Origin of the sequence: Xanthomonas hydrangeae (genome assembly GCF_032697525.1) — a bacterium.
Lineage (GTDB): Bacteria > Pseudomonadota > Gammaproteobacteria > Xanthomonadales > Xanthomonadaceae > Xanthomonas > Xanthomonas hydrangeae.
The window spans coordinates 3,902,625-3,921,096 of the sequence record NZ_CP103836.1 but is presented as its reverse complement, the minus strand read 5'-3'; the positions used below and the strand labels follow the sequence as shown (position 1 = coordinate 3,921,096).

General features: G+C 60.3%; 15 protein-coding genes. 4 read left to right on the top strand and 11 right to left on the bottom strand.

Going from position 1 to position 18,472, the window contains the following annotated elements; translation table 11 throughout:
* Nucleotides 1-1,209: 1,209 nt before the first annotated feature.
* Genes NYR97_RS16745 through NYR97_RS16735 form a run of 3 tightly spaced genes read right to left on the bottom strand, consistent with a single transcriptional unit; the run spans nt 1,210 to nt 4,209 of the window.
* Complete coding sequence (locus NYR97_RS16745; protein WP_316694767.1) at nt 1,210-1,911, bottom strand: sulfotransferase family protein; 702 nt, start codon at nt 1,909-1,911, stop codon at nt 1,210-1,212.
* Complete coding sequence (locus tag NYR97_RS16740) at nt 1,908-2,822, bottom strand: sulfotransferase domain-containing protein (protein ID WP_316694766.1); 915 nt, start codon at nt 2,820-2,822, stop codon at nt 1,908-1,910. The genes NYR97_RS16745 and NYR97_RS16740 overlap by 4 nt, the downstream gene beginning before the upstream one ends.
* Nucleotides 2,815-4,209: a cytochrome P450 gene (locus NYR97_RS16735; RefSeq protein ID WP_425613001.1), complete on the bottom strand. Its 1,395-nt coding sequence runs from the start codon at nt 4,207-4,209 to the stop codon at nt 2,815-2,817. Before NYR97_RS16735 ends, NYR97_RS16740 begins: the two co-directional genes overlap by 8 nt.
* Before the next feature lie 466 nt (nt 4,210-4,675).
* Here NYR97_RS16735 and NYR97_RS16730 point away from each other — a divergent pair, with 466 nt between their 5' ends.
* Nucleotides 4,676-5,410 (top strand): class I SAM-dependent DNA methyltransferase, encoded by a 735-nt coding sequence (locus tag NYR97_RS16730; protein WP_228329254.1) that lies wholly within the window; start codon nt 4,676-4,678, stop codon nt 5,408-5,410.
* A 210-nt stretch (nt 5,411-5,620) separates the two neighbouring features.
* On the opposite strand, the gene NYR97_RS16725 is transcribed toward NYR97_RS16730, so the two are convergent.
* Nucleotides 5,621-6,016 carry an H-NS histone family protein gene (locus tag NYR97_RS16725; RefSeq protein WP_316694763.1) on the bottom strand — a complete coding sequence of 132 codons (396 nt, stop codon included), beginning with the start codon at nt 6,014-6,016 and terminating at the stop codon, nt 5,621-5,623.
* 290 nt (nt 6,017-6,306) lie between these two features.
* Between NYR97_RS16725 and NYR97_RS16720 the strand changes: the two genes are divergently transcribed.
* Complete coding sequence (locus NYR97_RS16720; protein ID WP_316694761.1) at nt 6,307-6,642, top strand: hypothetical protein; 336 nt, start codon at nt 6,307-6,309, stop codon at nt 6,640-6,642.
* Nucleotides 6,643-6,947: 305 nt separating this feature from the next.
* On the opposite strand, the gene NYR97_RS16715 is transcribed toward NYR97_RS16720, so the two are convergent.
* The 3 genes from NYR97_RS16715 to NYR97_RS16705 all read right to left on the bottom strand — a co-directional run bounded on the left by NYR97_RS16715 (nt 6,948) and on the right by NYR97_RS16705 (nt 9,515).
* Nucleotides 6,948-7,286 carry a hypothetical protein gene (locus tag NYR97_RS16715; protein ID WP_316694759.1) on the bottom strand — a complete coding sequence of 113 codons (339 nt, stop codon included), beginning with the start codon at nt 7,284-7,286 and terminating at the stop codon, nt 6,948-6,950.
* Nucleotides 7,287-7,298: 12 nt separating this feature from the next.
* Nucleotides 7,299-8,753: a DUF6538 domain-containing protein gene (locus NYR97_RS16710; RefSeq protein ID WP_316694758.1), complete on the bottom strand. Its 1,455-nt coding sequence runs from the start codon at nt 8,751-8,753 to the stop codon at nt 7,299-7,301.
* A 591-nt stretch (nt 8,754-9,344) separates the two neighbouring features.
* Entirely contained in the window at nt 9,345-9,515 is a 171-nt protein-coding gene (locus NYR97_RS16705; protein ID WP_316694757.1) for a hypothetical protein, read from the bottom strand.
* A 346-nt stretch (nt 9,516-9,861) separates the two neighbouring features.
* Here NYR97_RS16705 and NYR97_RS16700 point away from each other — a divergent pair, with 346 nt between their 5' ends.
* Entirely contained in the window at nt 9,862-11,562 is a 1,701-nt protein-coding gene (locus NYR97_RS16700) for a sensor domain-containing diguanylate cyclase (protein ID WP_316694756.1), read from the top strand.
* Between the two features lie 123 nt (nt 11,563-11,685).
* Here the strand turns inward: NYR97_RS16700 and NYR97_RS16695 are convergent, their stop codons facing one another.
* Nucleotides 11,686-11,991, bottom strand: coding sequence for a hypothetical protein (locus NYR97_RS16695; protein WP_205391890.1), 306 nt, complete (start codon nt 11,989-11,991; stop codon nt 11,686-11,688).
* Nucleotides 11,992-12,084: 93 nt separating this feature from the next.
* On the opposite strand from NYR97_RS16695, the gene NYR97_RS16690 reads away from it, so the two are divergent.
* Complete coding sequence (locus NYR97_RS16690) at nt 12,085-13,059, top strand: diguanylate cyclase (protein WP_205391891.1); 975 nt, start codon at nt 12,085-12,087, stop codon at nt 13,057-13,059.
* Nucleotides 13,060-13,104: 45 nt separating this feature from the next.
* Here the strand turns inward: NYR97_RS16690 and NYR97_RS16685 are convergent, their stop codons facing one another.
* The 3 genes from NYR97_RS16685 to NYR97_RS16675 are packed head-to-tail and all read right to left on the bottom strand — an operon-like array spanning nt 13,105 to nt 18,466.
* Nucleotides 13,105-14,529 carry an efflux transporter outer membrane subunit gene (locus NYR97_RS16685; protein ID WP_316694754.1) on the bottom strand — a complete coding sequence of 475 codons (1,425 nt, stop codon included), beginning with the start codon at nt 14,527-14,529 and terminating at the stop codon, nt 13,105-13,107.
* On the bottom strand, nt 14,523-15,254 hold the full coding sequence (locus NYR97_RS16680) for an SDR family oxidoreductase (protein ID WP_205391893.1): 732 nt from the start codon (nt 15,252-15,254) through the stop codon (nt 14,523-14,525). Before NYR97_RS16680 ends, NYR97_RS16685 begins: the two co-directional genes overlap by 7 nt.
* A gap of 38 nt (nt 15,255-15,292) precedes the next feature.
* Nucleotides 15,293-18,466 carry an efflux RND transporter permease subunit gene (locus NYR97_RS16675; RefSeq protein WP_316694753.1) on the bottom strand — a complete coding sequence of 1,058 codons (3,174 nt, stop codon included), beginning with the start codon at nt 18,464-18,466 and terminating at the stop codon, nt 15,293-15,295.
* Nucleotides 18,467-18,472: the final 6 nt, after the last annotated feature.

Genomic DNA, 18,472 nt, shown 5'->3' with positions numbered 1-18,472 from the left:
AAACGCTTACCTTTTTTTCCAACATCTTGGACTGAGAGATTAAGGTTCAACAGGTAGGTGACGTAGGTGCTTATTGAGCATCCATCCAATGAAGAACCTTCCTTCCTCATCGACTGACTGCACGCGTCGCCACTTCCCTGCCGCCTCCAAAACTTGGACGTCATCTCCCTTCACCAGATGACCAGTCACGGGGCCCAACCAATGATCGCGCATCGGCGCGCGTGACTTTGAGCGACTCAGCTGAGCTTTGATGCTGCTCCAAACATTGAGCCATCTGGACCTGATGTTGTTGACGAATAAGCGATACCAATTCCGCGTGGTCCTCGTCGTTGCCCTGGTCTACAAGACGACTGTGCTAGCCCGTGATCCAGGCGACACTCCGGCTATCTGGAATTCTCTGCTTTGAAGAGTCCAACTTCTTGGGCTCGGATCTGGCTAGGAAAATACCTACAGTCTACTCCGCCTGTCCCCGACAGTGTTTTGAACCCTTTTCTGCCATGATGACGTGTAACCAAGGCGGGTCCTGGCGGCCGGTTTCTTGACGGTCGTGTCAGACAAGCAGAGGCGTATAGCGCCATCGAGGAGAATCAGTCTTGGGCGTTACTGCTATTCGGCACGTGGGCGATTACCTGCTCACAGCCCATATCACCCCGTCTGACGGGAAGTTCCTACCAGAGCTCCTAATTTCCAGGCCCGGCGGCATCACGCTTTACCGCTACCCAGTCCCCAGTGTTGCCTTCCCTGATCGAAGCGCTGCGTATGACTACGCCAAGCAGTGGATGGCTGCGTGCTATGTGTCGAGCACAGGCTCGGTAAGCACGGCCTAACCACCGCCTGACCTCAGCCCTCGCCTTCCGCGTCTGTTAGCCCATGCCAAGCCAAAATTTCGTCGATCCGTCGTTCGACGAACTCAGCATATTTCGACGTGATTGCCTTCGCTTCGATGAGCTGCGTCATGACCGTGAAAGCTCACAAGAAATGGCGACGGTCATGATGATGCGCGATTCACATATTTATCGCGAATATGCCAGTGCCGCTTGATAATATTATTTGCTGAGAAGCAACTTATCTTGTCAATGAAGCGACTGCGCTGCGGTCGCATCCGAAAATTCGGATGATGTTGCACATCACCTCGAGCGAGCGAATATGCACGCCCGCACCGTGCAGGACTGCTTCTATTGCGGCCTGGATTCATATTCATGCCGCCGCTCATCTGCCCGTTGGCGGCGCAAATGCTTCCTCGGCAAGCCGGTCTAGATAGGTGCGCATGCAGTGTTCGATCAGATCCGGCTCCGTCGGCAGTCGACGCGCTGGCACGCCGACGCCCCGCATATGGACGCGCGGATAGGAAAGCGCCGGCACTGGCCGCTCCAGGAATGCGCACAGTCGTTCCCAGCTCGATTCGGCATCGGTGTTGAGCACTAGCAGTCGCGGCGCCGGTATATGCTCGATCACAGCCTGGTTCCAGCGCCGGAAGTAGTCAGTCATGAAGGCGCGCTCGCCGAGGCGAGCGCACAGATCGCGGCGCAGGAACTGACTCAGGCGCTGGCCATGGGCGCCAAATAGCGACGGTACGCTGTCGCTGCCTGAGAAAATAGTGGCGCTTACCGACTCGAACCAAGCGTCAGGATCACGGACGGTCAGGATCACCTTGGCGTGCGGGAAACGCGCGGCCAGTTCCATCCAAAAACAGCAGCCGGGATAGTCGGTGGTCGCCGCATAGCCAGCGAAAAGCCCGTCCCAGTCAGGGTGCCCATCGATCGCCGCCTCCCATTGCGGCAAGTCCTGACGCAGGTTCGCCGCCAATTCCATCGCGTGATAGCACCGGCCCACACCGAGCCGCTCGATCGCCAGCTTTAGCGAAAGAGTGCCCGTACGACCAAGGCCGGCTCCAATGAGCTGGAGACTCACGACGTTCGTGCCTGGCCATGGGCTAGCCATTGCGCTACGTCCACACCTAGCTCCGCGTCTGCTCGCCGGGAGTAGGCGTTATTTAACTCAGCCGGCAAGACCTTACGCCAGCGGCCGACTTGGCCCTGGTTGAAAAACGCCTTGCCGCCTTCGCGCCACAAACCGGCACCCTGCGGCACGTAACGTGCCGCATGCTGACGCATATAGTCGAAGCGGCAGTGCGCCACAGTCGCAGCCCACCTGTCTGAAGAGATCGGAATGCCGAGAAAAGCGGCGATGAGGAGGATTTGGCCGGGCAGGTCATCGAGCATGTCGGCGTAGTGTAGTAGCAGCACGTTCGCATCCTCGCCTCGTTCCCACCACGAACGCACGTTTTCCCATAATGGCCAGAACGGAGCCCCGTCGTATTCCAGCCAGCGCGCCACGTAGGCATCGCGCGATAGGCTCGGCGGCGGCACCACACGCAACTTGCCGGATTTGCCCCCATTAGCGTGCAGGCGTGCCTGCGCATCCTGGCTCACCGCGCATTGATGGTCGTACAGGCTCAGCGCTATGTCGCGGCCGTCGCGGCCGATGTAAAGGTATCTGGCGAGCGGACTAGTGACCAGCGCATCGGCCGGTAGGTGTGTCTTCATGAAGCGCCGGTGGCTCTGAGCCTTCAGCAGCGCGAGCTTGGTCGCCTTGTCCGGATAGACGCTGTCTACCCAAGGGGAGATTGCCGAGACATCAATGTCCGGTTCGCCGCCAAAAATTAGCTGGGCCACGATCTGCTGCAGCCAGGTCGTGCCTGCTTTGGCGTAACTAGCGATCACGATATCGCCCTCGCGTAGCGCCAGATCATTCCATACGCTGGAATCGAAAAATCGGTTGGGATATTCCCGGGTTTTCTTGCGAACTTGCTGACTAATCATCGGGCGATACCGGAGCGAAAAACGATGTGGCGGCATGCGCCTGCGCCGGGGCGGCTGAGCGTATCGTTCGTGGCCGCAGCGCGATACGCACATCAAGTGGCCGCAATACAAGAGCGGGAAAGGGCGAGGGCCGCGCGTCAGGAGCCAGATGCAGGGTGCACGTGCGTAATATGGTGGCGATGACTACGGTCATCTGGGTCAGCGCCAACATGCTGCCGATGCAACTGCGCGAGCCACCTCCAAAAGGAAAGTAGCTATAACGCGCCAACGAGTGAGTGGCGGTATCGTCAAGCCAGCGTGCGGACAGGAAAATCTCAGGATCGGAAAAATATCGCCCGTCGCGATGCACGACCCATGAACTGACGAGCAGTTGGGTGCCGCAGGGGACATGGAAGCCATTCAATGTGGCGTCGCGTTGCGCAATCCTTGCGGTTATCCAGGCCGGTGGATATAGACGCAAGGACTCCTTCACACAGGCCCGCGTTTGCGGCAACCAATCGAGCAAGCTGGTGCCTGAAGCGGCATCGGCATCGTCCAGTGCGTTGGCTTCTTGCGCCACCTCCTGGGCAATCTGCGGGTGCTGAGCCAGTAGCAACAAGGTCCAGGTCAACGCTGCAGACATCGGCTCCAGTGCCGACATCAGTATCGCCGCCGCTTCGTCGCGGCGCCAGTCTCCATCGCCTTGTGCGGTTTCGGCTAGCAGCAGCGCCAAGACCGATGCTACATGCGGCGGCCGCTGCATGCTTCGCGCCAGGATCCGGTCCAATGCCATGTCAAGATCCGCACGTGCGCGGCGCAAGCGATGCCGGTTTGTAGATGGCCACCACAAGGGAGCCATGGATTGACGGCGGGTCTGCTGCAAGATGGCATCGACCATAGGCAACATAAGCAGCAGGTCTGGTGCGTGTGCCGGATCACCGAGCAGGAAGCCGGCGCCCAATTGCGCGCATAGCCCAGTCATTAGTGCGCGCATGTCCTGTATCGCGCAGGATTCGCCCCGCTCGCGCAATAAAGATCGGGTGGCCACCAATGCGTGTGTTGCGGCGTCGCGCACCAAAGTCGCACGAAAGGCTGGTTGTAGCGCCCGCCGCTTATGCTGCCAGACTGCGCCAGTGCTGTTCATCACAGAAGCAGGAAATGCAGGGCGCCGCACGCCCGGGTCCGAATCGACCTTGCCGTAAAGCGCACCGTCGTCGCCAAGAACTGTACTGATCGCGGCCGGTGCGGCGAGCAGATAGGTTCGTTTAGCAACCTTGACTACATCGCCATGTTTACGAACGCAGTCTTGCAGGAACGCCAAAGGATCTTCGGAAAAATGACCCCGGTTGCCGAATGCCCAGTGTCCGGTCGGACCCGGGGGGATAGCGCTCTTGCTACCTGAAGTCATGCGCGCATCGCAGGTTGCCAGCGACTAAAATTGGCACGTTACGAATTCTGGAGATAAAAGCACACCAGCAATGCATTAACGTGTTCGGTTGCGAGAAAGAGACCTCCTTTCCCGCAACAGGTGCGGATGGTCAATATGTGTAAATATAGCCGAGCTTGCGGCCAGTGATGACCTGAATCCAACGCGACAGCGCTTTGAAAAAATGCTTCATGAAGATTTTCCTTGAATAGGAGAGAGGACTGGTTACGGAGCATTTCTGCATGAATTATCGAAAATACAGTTTCATGCTCGGGTTATGCGCTACCTGAGTCAAGCCGCATAGCGCAAAGAAGTCGCGATATACGAAGAACTGTGCGCACCTAGCCTCTGTCGCCAACGCCGCAGTGCAGCCATCACCGCGTGTTATCGTCGAGTTGATTTGCAAGCGAGCGCGATGTGTATGCCTGTCACTCACCAGTATGATCGGATGTCCGTGTTCTACGACAGCTTTCATGATCGTTGGCCGGCGCAGGCGCTGCAGCGATGCGTGCAAACCCTAGCCGAACTGGCTGATGGACGAACATCACTGGAGTTGGGCATCGGCAGCGGGCGCATCGGACTGCCGTTATCGCAGCGAGGCGTGCCGGTGGCTGGTATCGACAACGCACCGGCGATGCTGGACGCATTGCGTGCAAAACCCGGTAGCGAGCAGCTGCAACTGGTTTGCGCAGATTTTGCTGACATGCCGTTAACTGGGCCATTCGGCCTGATCTACGCGGTGGCCTCCTTCGGCTATCTGCTCACCCAGGCCGAGCAGTTGCGCTGCATCATCAATGCAGCGCGCTGCTTGGCGCCAGATGGCAAGCTCGTGATCCAGACTGCAGTGCCCGGCGCCGAAGTGTTCGACAGCGGCGGAAAGGTGAGCCAAGTGATCGACGTGCCGGAGACGCAGGGCACCGGCGCCGCGGTGATGCTGGTGTGCTCGCAACCCGACCCAGTGCAACAGCGCCTCGATCAGCGCGTGGTAGTTCTGGGCGAGGACGGCACGCGCATCTTCACTGAGCGTCGGCGTTACGTCTGGCCATCGGAACTTGATCTGATGGCGCGGATCGCAGGGTTGCGCCTACTGGTGCGGTGGGGGGGCTGGGGGCACGAACCCTATGGTGCGCATAGCCGAATCCAGATCTCGGTTTACGTTCCGGCGGGCGCCTCCATGGCCTGAGTCGTCGGTGCTGCTTCGTTGCAAGGCATCATAAATAGGTCGACAGATAAAGTCCCCAGAGGATTCGGCGCGCAAACAGCGGTGATGGAATGGCTTTTTGCACACTTCCAGCAACGCGTGGTGGCCGAACTAATAGCCAATAATCCGCAGACGTAGGAAATGAGTGCCCGAAGAGACTCCGGGCGCTCATTGCCTCGGCAATCGCAATACTCAGCCTGGGAAAGCCGGAAACTTCTCATCCGGGTGCTTGGCTTTCCATTCCTTGTAAGACGCGCTTCCCTCCCAAATGGTGAAGGCTTTGGGCGGACGACCACGCCCTGACCATGTCTCTTGGTTGTGGGGCAACCAATACTTGGGCGCTACTTCCTTTCTCGTAGAAGCAGCCTTATTCGGCTTAGCCACATCAGCACCGATCAGAGCCGCAATCTCCGACTTCTGCTTTGCACTGAAATGCTCGGTGTATTGGTCGAGCAACTTGACAATCTCTGAATAGGCTTCAGATGATTGCTGCTGGCGTAGCTGAGCTTCCTGCTCTTCCAACTTCCGAATTTCTTCTGCCAATTTCTCTTTAGCAGCGGCGAGGGCACTCAAAGACGCGGTTGTCATTCAGGACTGTTCCAATCAGTTGATTAGCAAATTATTCGTGAGAAATCTATTGCAATAAAGCCGCACGGCGATCTGTCGACAAGCTCTACCATTCTATCGTATTGCTCCGCAGCGACTTCTGTCTTTTTTGGATATCGGGAGGGCATGAGGCCGGTCGGGCCTCCTCAACTTGAACAGCTTGACTACTGCCACAACCCTTGAAAGCATGTAGGTCAAGACAGGGGGTGTCTATGGATAAAGCAAGGGATCGTCGAAGCGACCAGGACTACACGGCCCAGGATCGCACAGAGATGGCTGTCCATGACGCTTTCGTGCGCTTCGAAGATGCAAACGTGGAGCGCCATACACAGCGATGGCATGGGTTCTGGGGGGTTGTGCGTCCTCTTCGCTTCTGGACACGCGGCAGCTGCTATTACTCGAACTTTGGACCTGCTGATAGCGACTTCCGTATATCCATCCATGCGAGTCACGTCCCGGACATTCTTCGCCGCTATGGCTTAGCCACTATTGAAGACATGGCAGGACACTATCTACTTCTCTTTGATATCGCCCGGCAATCGAACTCGCTGCGTTTGACGGCAGATGTAAATTCCGTAAATCACATCGGCCTCATGCCAATGAATTAATCAGCCAACTCAGATTTACTAAGACTATTGATAAAATTTAGCAGCCTGCACCCAATTAATATAGAAATCCAATGGAAATGCACCATGTTAAGCCACAACGAATTGGCGAGATGGCAATAGAGCAATAAAAGTATTGACAATTAAATTATCTATGGTAAGCGTATAAGTTGAAAAAATAGGATAATATTTAATGAAAAATACAACTAAAAAATTGGAGAATTTCGTTGCTTTTGCTGCAATCTCCCTCGCCGCCCTCTACATACCCACCATGGCAATTATTTTTTATTTTAAGTATATAAAATGATTTATGCGAGAATAATGGAAAGCACGAAGACGAACACGGACGCCGCGAACATAAGAGACACCCATAGGACATGATTTTTGAGACTTTTGCATAGCCCGACCAATGCCTGAACAACAATCAATCCTCCCAGCATAAAATTGAAGAAGAAGAGCCAGTGCTGCTGGAAGAAAATCTTACCCACAAGCCCTACCGCAGCGCAGGAGAAAGCGATCAACACAGCCGCGCTAATGTATTTTAGGTCATGCCCTGGATGGTTGTTTTTTTGGTCCAATAACAGGTCGCGCCACCCTTCCTTGATTTCTTCGCAAAACTGCGCAGGCGTCTTACTAGAACCGCCCATGTAAAAATCCTTTTAAGAAAGTTTAATTGAGTATTCAATGACTGACAGTCCTGGCGAGTGCTTCGCCGTGCCATTCAATTTTTCTGCAACAGTAAAGGCCCGACTATAAGTCACATGATGCTCATCATCCAGCTCGTGGCCCACGATTTGTGCGCGCAGCTCTGACGACACTCCCATGCCTTGAAGCTCCTGGATAAAAGTCTTTCGCAACGAATGGAACCCACGCTTGGCCTTAGGCCAGTCCTTGCCGATCTCGTCCAGGTAGCGGCTAAACGCCTTCGTGATCCAGTTCCCCTGCCCGTTCATGGCATCTGCTTTGGCGTGCGGGAACAAGCGCTTGTGGCCAGCAGCCTTTCGGTTATCAAACCATTCCCAAAATCCAAGCGCCAACAGCTCGGGATGGATTGGCACCGTGCGCAGGCTTACCTCGGTTTTGACCTTCTGGTGCTCTCCCTCATCTGAAATCCGGATGCAAGGGATGTTCTCCTCGTTGAACACATCCGCCACCAACAACTGCCCGACCTCAGAGGCTCTGGCTCCCGTGTAAAGGCCAATGAGCGCTGCCCAGCGGGCATTTGGAGAAAGCCTGGGGAAGTTGACCGGCGAGAAGATTGCCTGGATTTGCTCACGATCAAAAGCCTTAAACCCAAGCTTCCGTCGAGCCCGCCGTTCCCTTGCCGAATAGCTCACATGACCCTTGGCCGGGTTATCGCCTTGTGGGTAGTGACCCGAAACCATGGCCCAATCGAAGAATCCTCCCTTCCCGCCCATGTAGCTCTGCTTGTTCGTCAGCGTTGGCGTGGACGCACCTTCCTTCCGCATCTGCTGATACCAGCGAGCTAGGTCTGACCGCGTGATCGTATGGATCTTCGTCTTCTCACCCAGGTAGTCCACCAATGCTTGGATGGCCGACTTCTTGATGACATAGGTCTTGGGCAAGGTGCGTCCCTTCAAGGTCGCCAACCACGCATGTCGCGCCTTCCCAAGCGTCATTGGCTCAAGGGTCGAGCCGAGCTTGGTGGCATACGCTGCGATGGCCAGTGGCGACGCCGGCAGCGCGACGGGTCGTTCGCCTTCCGAGCCGAGGCCTTCGTGGAGTTCTCGAAACAGCCTCACGCCTTTGGTGCTGTCGATTTGCCAGCGCTCATGCACAGTCCCGTCTGGCGTCCTGGTTCGATGCAAGGTCAGGTTGCGGAAGGGTATTGCAGCAGAGGCGGATGCCAACAATGCGGAAGCGTCTGCCTGACCGCGTCGATCTAACCCGTCGTCCCGCAACCGCGCGAACAGCCGCTCGTAGTGCGATGCCAAGGTGGCAGCGCGCAGTTGCGCCTCTTCCAAAACGGTCGTATGCAAGGTGCGCTTGATCGCCTGCAAGCCGAGCAGCGGTTGTAGATCAGTGGGAACCCGCTGCCGAAAGGACCATCGACCGGAGGGCAACGAACGCGACAAATATTGAGGGATACGCATCAACAACGAACCGGCTGCGCGCTGCTTTGCCTCTCTTGGAGCTTCGATTGAGCTCCGAAAACGACGACAGCGCGGACCGATCAACCTCTCAAACCGAGTGCGGGGGCAGCACTATCGCCGGAGGCAACTGGTGGTCAAGGTTGCGGCCTCGCTTTGCGCGAGCCGCTGTCAGCAGCCGTGGACTTGGTCTATCCCTAGCCCCTTAGGCGGTCTTGGAGTGCGGCAAGCCAAGACGCGACAGCAAGCTGGACTGCTGAGCAGCCATCTCAGGGGGGCTACCGATCAAGCGGTGCAGCCGACCGCTCGCTGCACCTGATCAGCAGCGCCCCCTACTCACTCAGCTCTGACTTTAGGTATCATTTGAGGTATCAAAGCAGGCTCAGCTGGAAGGCCCGAAATGCTTTAGGGTCAATGGCTTGCGTAGGGGCGTCTTCAGGCTCCGCCCACCTCCACCAAACAACGGTCCTAAGACGACCGACCAAGGCCGGGGCTCTCGATGCAGAGGGTTCCCGGCCTTTTTCATGGGCGCTGCAAAGTCGTCGGATCGACGGCCCATCCGATGAAGCGCCGCGCCCTGCGCTGCGCATTGCGTCAGATTGTGACGTGACCCGCCTGTTCGGTGGCCAGGGTCGGCGCGACCGCGATCTGTGGCGAGCTCGCCTCTGCGGGCAAGGCATCGCCGCGCAATCGGTGGAAAAGCTGCAGTAATTCGGTGGCTTCTTGCTGCAGCAGGACCAGGGCGCTCTTGTTGGACTCTTCCATCTCACGCTCCTCTGGAGACACTCCCCAGCATCTTGATGCAGTAGGAGCAAACCTCGTGCCAGCGTCGTGGCTGCAGGCAGACGTGTGCTGTATGCGCACCACACAGAATCCGGGACATCAGCGCGGGAGCTGTGGGGCCGAGCACCAGCACAATCGATGGGCAGCAGCATTCAACGAGTGACCAAGACGTGTTGGCGGCGCCAACGTGCCAGGCGATATCGACACACCGTTCTCGGCACGCGCCTCACTGTCACTACCGGAATTCTGAACGAGCGGTCAAACGAGGTGAAGCATAGGCACGCGCTTTGCATCAACCTCTACCAGACGATCAGTGTTGGGGAACACGGTGTTGACCAAAAAAGCAAAACGCCATGCTGCCGGGGCTCTACTGCTCGGCGGGGTGATCTTCGTGCTGATCGGTGTGGGCGGTTATTTCACCACGCAACGTTCGCTCTCCGACGCAGGCTGGGTGACGCATACGCAGGAAGTGATCGCCGCCATCGATGAAATCCAGGCCGGCATGCTGTCGGCGGAGTCGTCTGTGCGTGGCTATGTGCTGACCGATGACGAGGCATTTCTGGGCGTGTATGCCGATGCGATCGGGCGCTTGCCCGAACGCATCGTGCGCCTGGAAGCGCTGGTGCAGGACAACGCGGCGCAGGAGCGCAATGTCGTGCTGCTGCGGCGATTGATGGACACGCGCCTGGTGCAGATCAACGACCTGTTGCACAGCTACCGCGCAAGCGGCCTGGATGGCGCACGTGCTTCGATTGCGCGCGGGGTGTTTCAGACCTCCTCCACGCTGCGTCGCCAGGTGCAGACCATGACCGAGCTGGAACGCCGCCAGTTGGTGACGCGTACCGAGACCAACCAGACCAGCGCGCAGTGGGTGCTGCGCGTCACAGTGATCGGCATCATCAGCGGACTGTTGGTGATGTTGCTTGCCTACCGCCTGCTGTCGCGCGAACTGGAACGACGCGTGCGTGCCGAGGACGAGGCCAGCAGCACCAGCGAGCGACTGGTGGAGTCGTTCGCCGCACTCGAACGCACTTCCGCCGGGCTGGAGGCGCTGTCGCGCTATTCGGGGCTGCTGCAGAACTGTCGCGATGCCGAAGAAGCGCTGGAAATCACCGCGCGCACGATTGCGCCGTTGATCCCCGGTGCCTCTGGCGCGGTCTACCTGCTGCGCGCCTCGCGCGATCGCGCCGAGCCGGTGGTCGCCTGGGGCGCGATGGCCGACGACAACAGTGCCAGCATTGCGCCGCACGACTGTTGGGCGCTACGTCGCGATCGCACGCATGTGGTGGAGGACATCAGTCAGGGCATGGTCTGCCAACATGCCGGCGCCAATCTTCCGGCGCATGCGAGCACGGTCTGCATTCCGTTATCGGCGCAGGGCACGCAATTGGGCATGCTGGCGTTGCGCAGCGAGGATCCGCGCGAACTGACGTCGTTGACCGTGGCCGAAGCGGCCGCAGAACAACTGTCGCTGGCGCTGCACAACCTGCGTTTGCGCGAGACGCTGCGTCAGCAATCCATCCGCGACCCGCTGACCGGCCTGTACAACCGCCGCTATCTGGAAGAGGCGCTCAACCACGAACTGGCACGCTGCACGCGTCGGGCGCTGCCGTTGTCGGTATTGATGCTGGACGTGGACCATTTCAAACAGTTCAACGATCTGCATGGGCACAGTGGTGGCGATCGCGTGCTGGCGGCGATTGGCGAATTCCTGCTGACGCAGATGCGCGGCGAAGACATCTGCTGCCGCTATGGTGGCGAAGAATTGACCATCATCCTGCCGGAAGTGGATCTACCCACCGCCAGCAGGATGGCCGAGAAGTTGCGCGTGGGCATCGAGGCCTTGCAGGTCATGGCCGACGGGGTATCGCTACCCAAGATCACCGCATCGTTTGGTGCGGCCAGCTTCCCCGAGCATGCGGGCAATGCAACGCAGCTGCTGCGGCGTGCGGACGAGGCGCTCTACCGGGCCAAACAGGCTGGGCGCAATCAGGTGGTGAGCGCGGGCGCTTCGACTGCCGCATTGTAATCGTCGATCAGCTGCGACAAGGCGCACCGTCGCCAGGAATGCGATCCGCAGATGCCGCCTCGCGGTCGGGTCGCGCCTACCTGATTGCCGTACCCTCGTATTGCCAAACATGCAGAGCAAGACTCAAACGCAGCCCTGCCCGTCTTTGTCGGTTGGAATCAGGCCGGCACCGGCAAGCATTGCATCGACGCGGGTCCGCACATAGGCGGCTTCTTCGGGCTCGACGCTGCTCAGCAGGGCTTCGGCGCGTGCCTGGAAATCGAGATAGTCGAAATCCGCATCTTCATCGGCCGACAGCTGCGGCAATGCATCCTGCAACGCATCCAGGCGCGTCTCGAGTTCTTCGCGGGTAGGCATGGCAGACTCCAATGGCAAAGCGGATACGGTTGCGGCAAGGCCGTCAACAAGGTGCGAAGTCCTGCCCTGCAATGCTTCATCTTCCTACCCGATGCAGCGGCACTGCACGCTCAATTTCCACGGTGCGCAGCCGATAATGATGCCGACTCCTATAGAACCTTCCCTGTGATCCTCCACCTGCGGCGGGATTTCCGCCTCGGCATCGTGAAGATGCTCGGGCCAATCACTGCGCTGTTGCTTTGCCTCTATGCGGTGTACCTGGCCATCACCGGTCAGGCGCTGGCCTGCCTGATCACCGCATCGCTCGGTGTGCTTGCGATATGGCGTGGCTGGAAGATGCGCGATGCCGAACGCACCCGTGCGGGCGGGGTGTGGCTGGCATCGATCAATGTCGGCGGCTGTCTGGTGGCGTGCTGGACCGGCGGCGATGGCGCACTGCCCTGGCTGTTTCCGGTGCTGGCGACCAACTATTTTCTATGCGGGCCGCAACGTGCAGTGCTGCTCAGCCTGCCGTTGCTCGCGGCATTGTTGTTGCTACCCGGTTTGATCGTCAGCCCCGGTCAAGGCGTGTCGACGATCGTGGTGACCTTAGTGACGCTGACGGTGGGCTATGCGTTTTCGCTGCGCATGCAGGACGACCGCGTGCATCTGGAAGAGCTGGCCTCGCTGGATGCGCTGACCGGCCTGCCCAACCGACGCATGCTCGAACGTGCGCTCACCCATCAGATCGATCAGCGGCAACCGCATGATCGGCTCAACAGCCTGATCATCCTGGACCTGGATCATTTCAAGGAGGTCAACGATCTGTACGGGCATGCTGCAGGCGATGCGGCGCTATCGGATCTGGCCACCATCCTGCGCTACGAGGTACGCGATCCGCATCAGGTGTTCCGCTTCGGCGGCGAAGAATTCGTGGTGTTGCTGCGCGCCGGCTCGCTGCAGGAACTGGAAGCGGCGACCGAGCGCCTGCGCAAGGTCATTCGCAATGGCCTGCGCGGCCCGGGTGGACGTATCACGGTGTCGCTGGGTGCGGCCCGCCACGATGGCGAGACGCATTGGCAGGACTGGTTTTCACGCGCCGATGCGGCGCTGTATCTGGCCAAGAACGGCGGCCGCGATAGCGTGCGGGTTGCCGACTGACCCAGCGGTTGCGGGGCGACACCTTGGCCGCCCCGCATGCCCGCTTCAACGATTGACCACAGCCACCGGTACCGCAGGCGCTTCGCCCTGCTTCCAGCCGCCCAGCGCTTTGTAGACACCGACCACACCAACATTCACTGCCGCTTCGGCCTGTGCCAACGCATCGTCTGCGGCCAGTTGGGTGCGTTGTGCATCCAGCAGCGTGAGGAAGTCTTCCGAGCCCTCGCGGTAGCGGATCTGCGCCAACTGTTCGGCACGCCGTGCGGCATTGGCCTGCTCCACCACGATCGCCAGGCGCGCCTGCTGGCGGCCGTAGCCGATCAGTGCGTTCTCGGTGTCTTCCAGCGCCAGCAACACGGCCTGCTGGTATTGCGCCAACGCGCCTTCGGCCTGCGCCTTGCTGGCACGCAGGCGCGCACGCACGGTGCCGAAGTCGAACGCTGCCCAGCTGATCGACGGGGTGATCGACCAGGCCTTGCCACTGCCCTCGGTCAGCCTGGCCGCATCGCCGGACAGAAAACCGACAAAGCCGCTCACGCTGATGCGCGGGAACAGGTCAGCAGTCGCAACGCCCACCTGCGCGGTGGCTGCCGCCAGGCGTCGTTCGGCACTGCGCACGTCCGGTCGCTGACGCAGCAGCCCGGCGGTGTCGCCCAACGGTAACGCACGTGCGAACGCGGGCGTGGTGCGCGGTACCAGGGTGGCATCCAGCGCGTCCGGCGCCTGGCCGAGCAACACGGCCAGACGGTGGCGGTATTGCGCCTCGGCGGTTTCCAGCAACGGAATATCCGCCTCGATCGCCTTCAGCCGCGCCAGGCTGCTCTGCACATCCAGCTCGCTGCCGGCGCCCAGGTCCCAACGCGTCTGCGTCAGCCGCTGGGTGTCGTGCAGGTTGGTCAGCGTGCGCTTGGAGACATCCAGCTGCTTCTGCGTGCCACGCAACTCGAAATAATTGCGGGCCACTTCGGCTGCAACCGTGACCTGCACGTCGAGCAAACCGGCTTGCTCGGCTTCCAGATCGGCACGTGCCGCTTCCGACGCACGCCGCTGACGACCGAACAGATCCAGCTCCCAGGCCGCATCCAGACCCAGGGTGGTCTGTTCGGTGAGGAAACGCTGATTGCCGGCGATCACCTGCTGCTGTTCGCGCCGGTCGAAGGTGCCTTGCGCGGTGATATGCGGCGCCTGGTCCAGACGACGTTCGACGAACACGGCACGTGCCTGCTTGACGCGCGATACGGCGATGCGCAGATCGTGGTTGGCGAACAACCCATCGCGCACCAGCTGTTCCAGTACAGGGTCGTCGAACTGCGACCACCAGTTACCGACCGGCGATGCGGTGCTGTAGGCCGTGTCCTGCGCGCCCTGCAGCGTCACTGCGGCGGGCGGGTCGGGCCGGTAATCCGGGCCGACCGCACAACCGCTGAGCACCAGCGCGGCCAGTGCCACGCTCAAGAATGTCCTTACCATGGCAACACGTCTCCCAAGTACGTAAAGCTGCCGGTGGCGCCGTGTGCGTCGAGCAGCGCCATCTGCACGCTGCTGTGCGCGCCCTGCTCCACTTCGATCTCACCGTTACCAGCGTTCATATCGGTTTTGACGTAGCCCGGATGCACGCTGTTGACCTTGATGGCGGTGTCGCGCAACTCGTGGGCCAGATGCACCGTCCAGCTGTTGACCGCGCTCTTGGAGGCGTCGTAGGCGGGAATCTTGAAGTCGTAGATCGGCGAGCCGGGCTGGGTATGCAGGGTCAGCGAGCCGAGCATGCTGGACACATTGACGATGCGCCCGGCCAGCGAACGACGCAGCAGCGGCAGGAACGCCTTGGTGACGCTGACGACCGCGAACAGGTTGGTGTCGAAGGTCCGCTTCCACACGTCCAGGCTCTGCTGCGACGGGGTGCGCTGCATGTCCTCGATCATGATGCCGGCGTTGTTGATCAGGATGTCCAGGTGACCGTGACGCTGTTCCACCGTACCCACTGCGGCGGCGATGCTGATGTCGTCGTTGACGTCGAGCTGGATGGCTTCCACCGGCAGGCCCTCGGCCTGCAGCTTGAGTGCGGCAGCGACCGCGTCATCGCGCTTGCGGCCGGCCAGCAGCGTGTGCACGCCGGCCTGGGCCAATTGCCGGACGGTTTCCAGACCGATACCGCGGGTGGCACCGGTGACCAGTGCAATTTTGCTGTTGCTCATTTCAAAATCCTTCGAATGTAAGGAATGCACCGCGGCGCTTACGCCTTGACGGGTTCATGCGAGACAGCAGCCGGCGCGGCGGGTTGTTCGCCACGGGTCACCCACTTGCGCAGGGCCACGTAAAACACCGGGGTCAGGAACAGGCCGAACAAGGTCACACCCAGCATGCCGGCGAACACGGTGATACCGGTGACCGAGCGCACTTCGGCGCCGGCGCCATGGCCGAACACCAGCGGCACGGTGCCGGCGATGAAGGCGATGGAGGTCATCACGATCGGGCGCAGACGCAGGCGGCAGGCTTCCAGCGCGGCTTCGACGATGCCCTTGCCGTGCATCTCGAGTTCGCGGGCGAACTCCACGATCAGGATCGCGTTCTTGCACGCCAGGCCCATCAGCACCACCAGGCCCACCTGCACGAACACGTTGTTGTCGCCGCCGGTGAGCCACACGCCGAACAAGGCAGACAGCAAGGTCATCGGCACGATCAGGATCACCGCCAGCGGCAGCGTCCAGCTCTCGTACAACGCGGCCAGCACCAGGAACGCCAGCAACACCGCCATCGGGAACACGATCAATGCCGAGTTACCCTGCGTGGACTGCTGATAGCTCAGGTCGGTCCACTCGATGTTCATGCCGTTGGGCAACACCTTCGGCGCCATCCCGGTCAGCGTCTGCATCGCTTCGGTGGACGACAGCACGCGCGGGTCCGCTTCGCCGATCAGATCGGCGGCCGGGTAGCCGTTGTAGCGGATCACCGGATCCGGGCCGTAGGTCTGACCCAGCGTGACCATGCTGCCGATCGGCACCATCTGCCCGCGATCGTTGCGGGTGCGCAGGTTGGCGATGTCTTCAACGCTGTCGCGGAACTGTCCATCGGCCTGGGCGATCACCTGATAGGTGCGACCGAAGCGATTGAAGTCGTTGATGTAGGCCGAACCCAGATAGGTCTGCAGGGTGTCGAACAGATTGGTCAGCGGCACGCCCTGCGCCTTGGCCTTGTCGCGATCCACCTTGGCATCGAGCTGCGGCACGTTGGCCTGATACGTGCCGATCGGGAACTGCATGCCCGGCGTCTGCGAGATCGCACCGGACATCGCATTGACCGCACTCTGCAACTGGCCATAGCCCAGACCGGCACGGTCCTGGATGTACAGCGAGTAGCCCGAGCCCTGCCCAAGTCCCAGAATCGGCGGCGGCATGAAGGCGAACGCGAAGCCCTGCTGGATCTGGCTGATGCGTGCATTGAGCTCGGCATTGATCTGCACGGCGCTGCGGCTGCGCTGGCTGAACGGCTTGAGCGTAATGAAGACCGTGCCGGTGTTGGGCGTGTTGGTGAACTGCAGCGGATTCAGACCCGGGAACGCAATCGTGTGATCCACACCTTCGGTCTGCATCGCGATCTGGCTGATCTGACGGATCACCTCGTTGGTGCGTTCCAGCGAGGCGCCTTCCGGCAACTTGGTACCGGCAATCAGGTACAGCTTGTCCTGGGTCGGAATGAAGCCGCCCGGCACCACCTTGAACATGAAACCGGTGGCCACCAGCAGCAGCACATACACCATGAACACCGCACCGCGCTTGCCCAATGCACGCGACACCGCGCCCTGGTACTTGTTGGAGCTGGTATTGAAGAAGCGATTGAACGGACGGAACAACCAGCCGAACAACCGGTCGATCAAGCGCGACGGACCATCCTTCGGTGCGTCATGCGCCTTGAGCAACATCGCCGCCAGCGCCGGCGACAAGGTCAGCGAATTGATCGCCGAAATCACCGTGGAGATCGCGATGGTCACCGCGAACTGCTTGTAGAACTGGCCGGTCACGCCCGACAGGAACGCCATCGGCACGAACACCGCGCACAGCACCAGCGCAATGGCGATGATCGGCCCAGACACTTCGCGCATCGCCTGATGCGCAGCGGCCAACGGGCTCAGGCCTTCTTCGATGTTGCGTTCGACGTTTTCCACCACCACGATCGCGTCGTCTACCACGATGCCGATCGCCAGCACCAGGCCGAACAGGCTCAGCGTGTTGATCGAAAAACCCAGCAGGTATAGCGCGGCAAACGTACCGACCACCGACACCGGCACCGCCAGCAACGGAATGATCGAGGCGCGCCAGGTCTGCAGGAACAGGATCACCACCAGTACCACCAGCAGCACCGCTTCCAGCAAGGTATGCACCACCGCGCTGATCGAGTCGCGCACGAACACGGTCGGGTCGTACGCAGCCGACCACGCCATGTCCTGCGGGAACTGCTTTTCCAGCTCGGCCATCTTGGCGCGTACCGCATCGGACAATTCGATCGCGTTGGCACCGGGCGACTGGAACACGCCCATGCCCACCGCGTTCTGGTTGTCCAGCTGCGAGCGCAAGGTGTAGTTGCCGGCGCCCAGCTCCAGACGTGCCACATCCGACAGGCGCACGATCTCGCCGCTGTTGCCGCTGCGGATCACGATGTTGCCGAACTCTTCTTCGGTGGTCAGGCGGCCCTGCGCATTGATCGACAGCAGGAAATCGCTCTTGTTGGGCATCGGCTCGGCACCGAGCTGGCCGGCGGAGACCTGCACGTTCTGCTCGCGGATCGCCGAGACCACATCGCTGGCGGTGAGCCCGCGTGCGGCGACCTTGTCCGGGTCCAGCCAGATGCGCATGGCGTAATCGCCTGCACCGAAGATCTGGATCTGCCCCACGCCCGGCAGGCGCGACAGCTCGTCCTTGACCTTCAAGGTAGCGTAGTTGCTCAGGTACAACGAGTTGTACTTGCCCTTGGGCGAGGTCAGATGCACGACCATGGTCAGCGTAGGCGACTGCTTCTGCGTGGTCACGCCCTGGCGCCGCACGTCCTCGGGCAGACGCGCCTGCGCCTGACTGACGCGGTTCTGCACCTGCACCTGCGCCTGGTCCGGATCGGTGCCCGGCTTGAAGGTCACGGTGACCACCAGCACGCCATCGGAGCCGGCGACCGACTTCATGTACATCATGTCTTCCACGCCGTTGATGGCTTCCTCAAGCGGCGTGGCGACGGTCTCGGCGATGACCTTGGGATTGGCGCCCGGATACACCGCACGCACCTGCACGCTCGGCGGCACCACTTCCGGGTACTCGCTGATGGGCAGTAGCGGCATGGCGATCAGGCCGGCAGCGAAGATGATGATCGACAGCACCGCGGCAAAGATCGGCCGGTCGATGAAAAAACGGGAAAAGTCCATTGGGGT

Coding starts and splice junctions, on each gene's coding strand:
- NYR97_RS16740 (WP_316694766.1), bottom strand. CDS start 2,822: ATGATTAGTCAGCAAGTTCGCAAGAAAACCCGGGAATATCCCAACCGA.
- NYR97_RS16735 (WP_425613001.1), bottom strand. CDS start 4,209: ATGACTTCAGGTAGCAAGAGCGCTATCCCCCCGGGTCCGACCGGACAC.
- NYR97_RS16730 (WP_228329254.1), top strand. CDS start 4,676: ATGTCCGTGTTCTACGACAGCTTTCATGATCGTTGGCCGGCGCAGGCG.
- NYR97_RS16725 (WP_316694763.1), bottom strand. CDS start 6,016: ATGACAACCGCGTCTTTGAGTGCCCTCGCCGCTGCTAAAGAGAAATTG.
- NYR97_RS16720 (WP_316694761.1), top strand. CDS start 6,307: ATGGCTGTCCATGACGCTTTCGTGCGCTTCGAAGATGCAAACGTGGAG.
- NYR97_RS16715 (WP_316694759.1), bottom strand. CDS start 7,286: ATGGGCGGTTCTAGTAAGACGCCTGCGCAGTTTTGCGAAGAAATCAAG.
- NYR97_RS16710 (WP_316694758.1), bottom strand. CDS start 8,753: ATGCGTATCCCTCAATATTTGTCGCGTTCGTTGCCCTCCGGTCGATGG.
- NYR97_RS16705 (WP_316694757.1), bottom strand. CDS start 9,515: ATGGAAGAGTCCAACAAGAGCGCCCTGGTCCTGCTGCAGCAAGAAGCC.
- NYR97_RS16685 (WP_316694754.1), bottom strand. CDS start 14,529: ATGGTAAGGACATTCTTGAGCGTGGCACTGGCCGCGCTGGTGCTCAGC.
- NYR97_RS16680 (WP_205391893.1), bottom strand. CDS start 15,254: ATGAGCAACAGCAAAATTGCACTGGTCACCGGTGCCACCCGCGGTATC.
- NYR97_RS16675 (WP_316694753.1), bottom strand. CDS start 18,466: ATGGACTTTTCCCGTTTTTTCATCGACCGGCCGATCTTTGCCGCGGTG.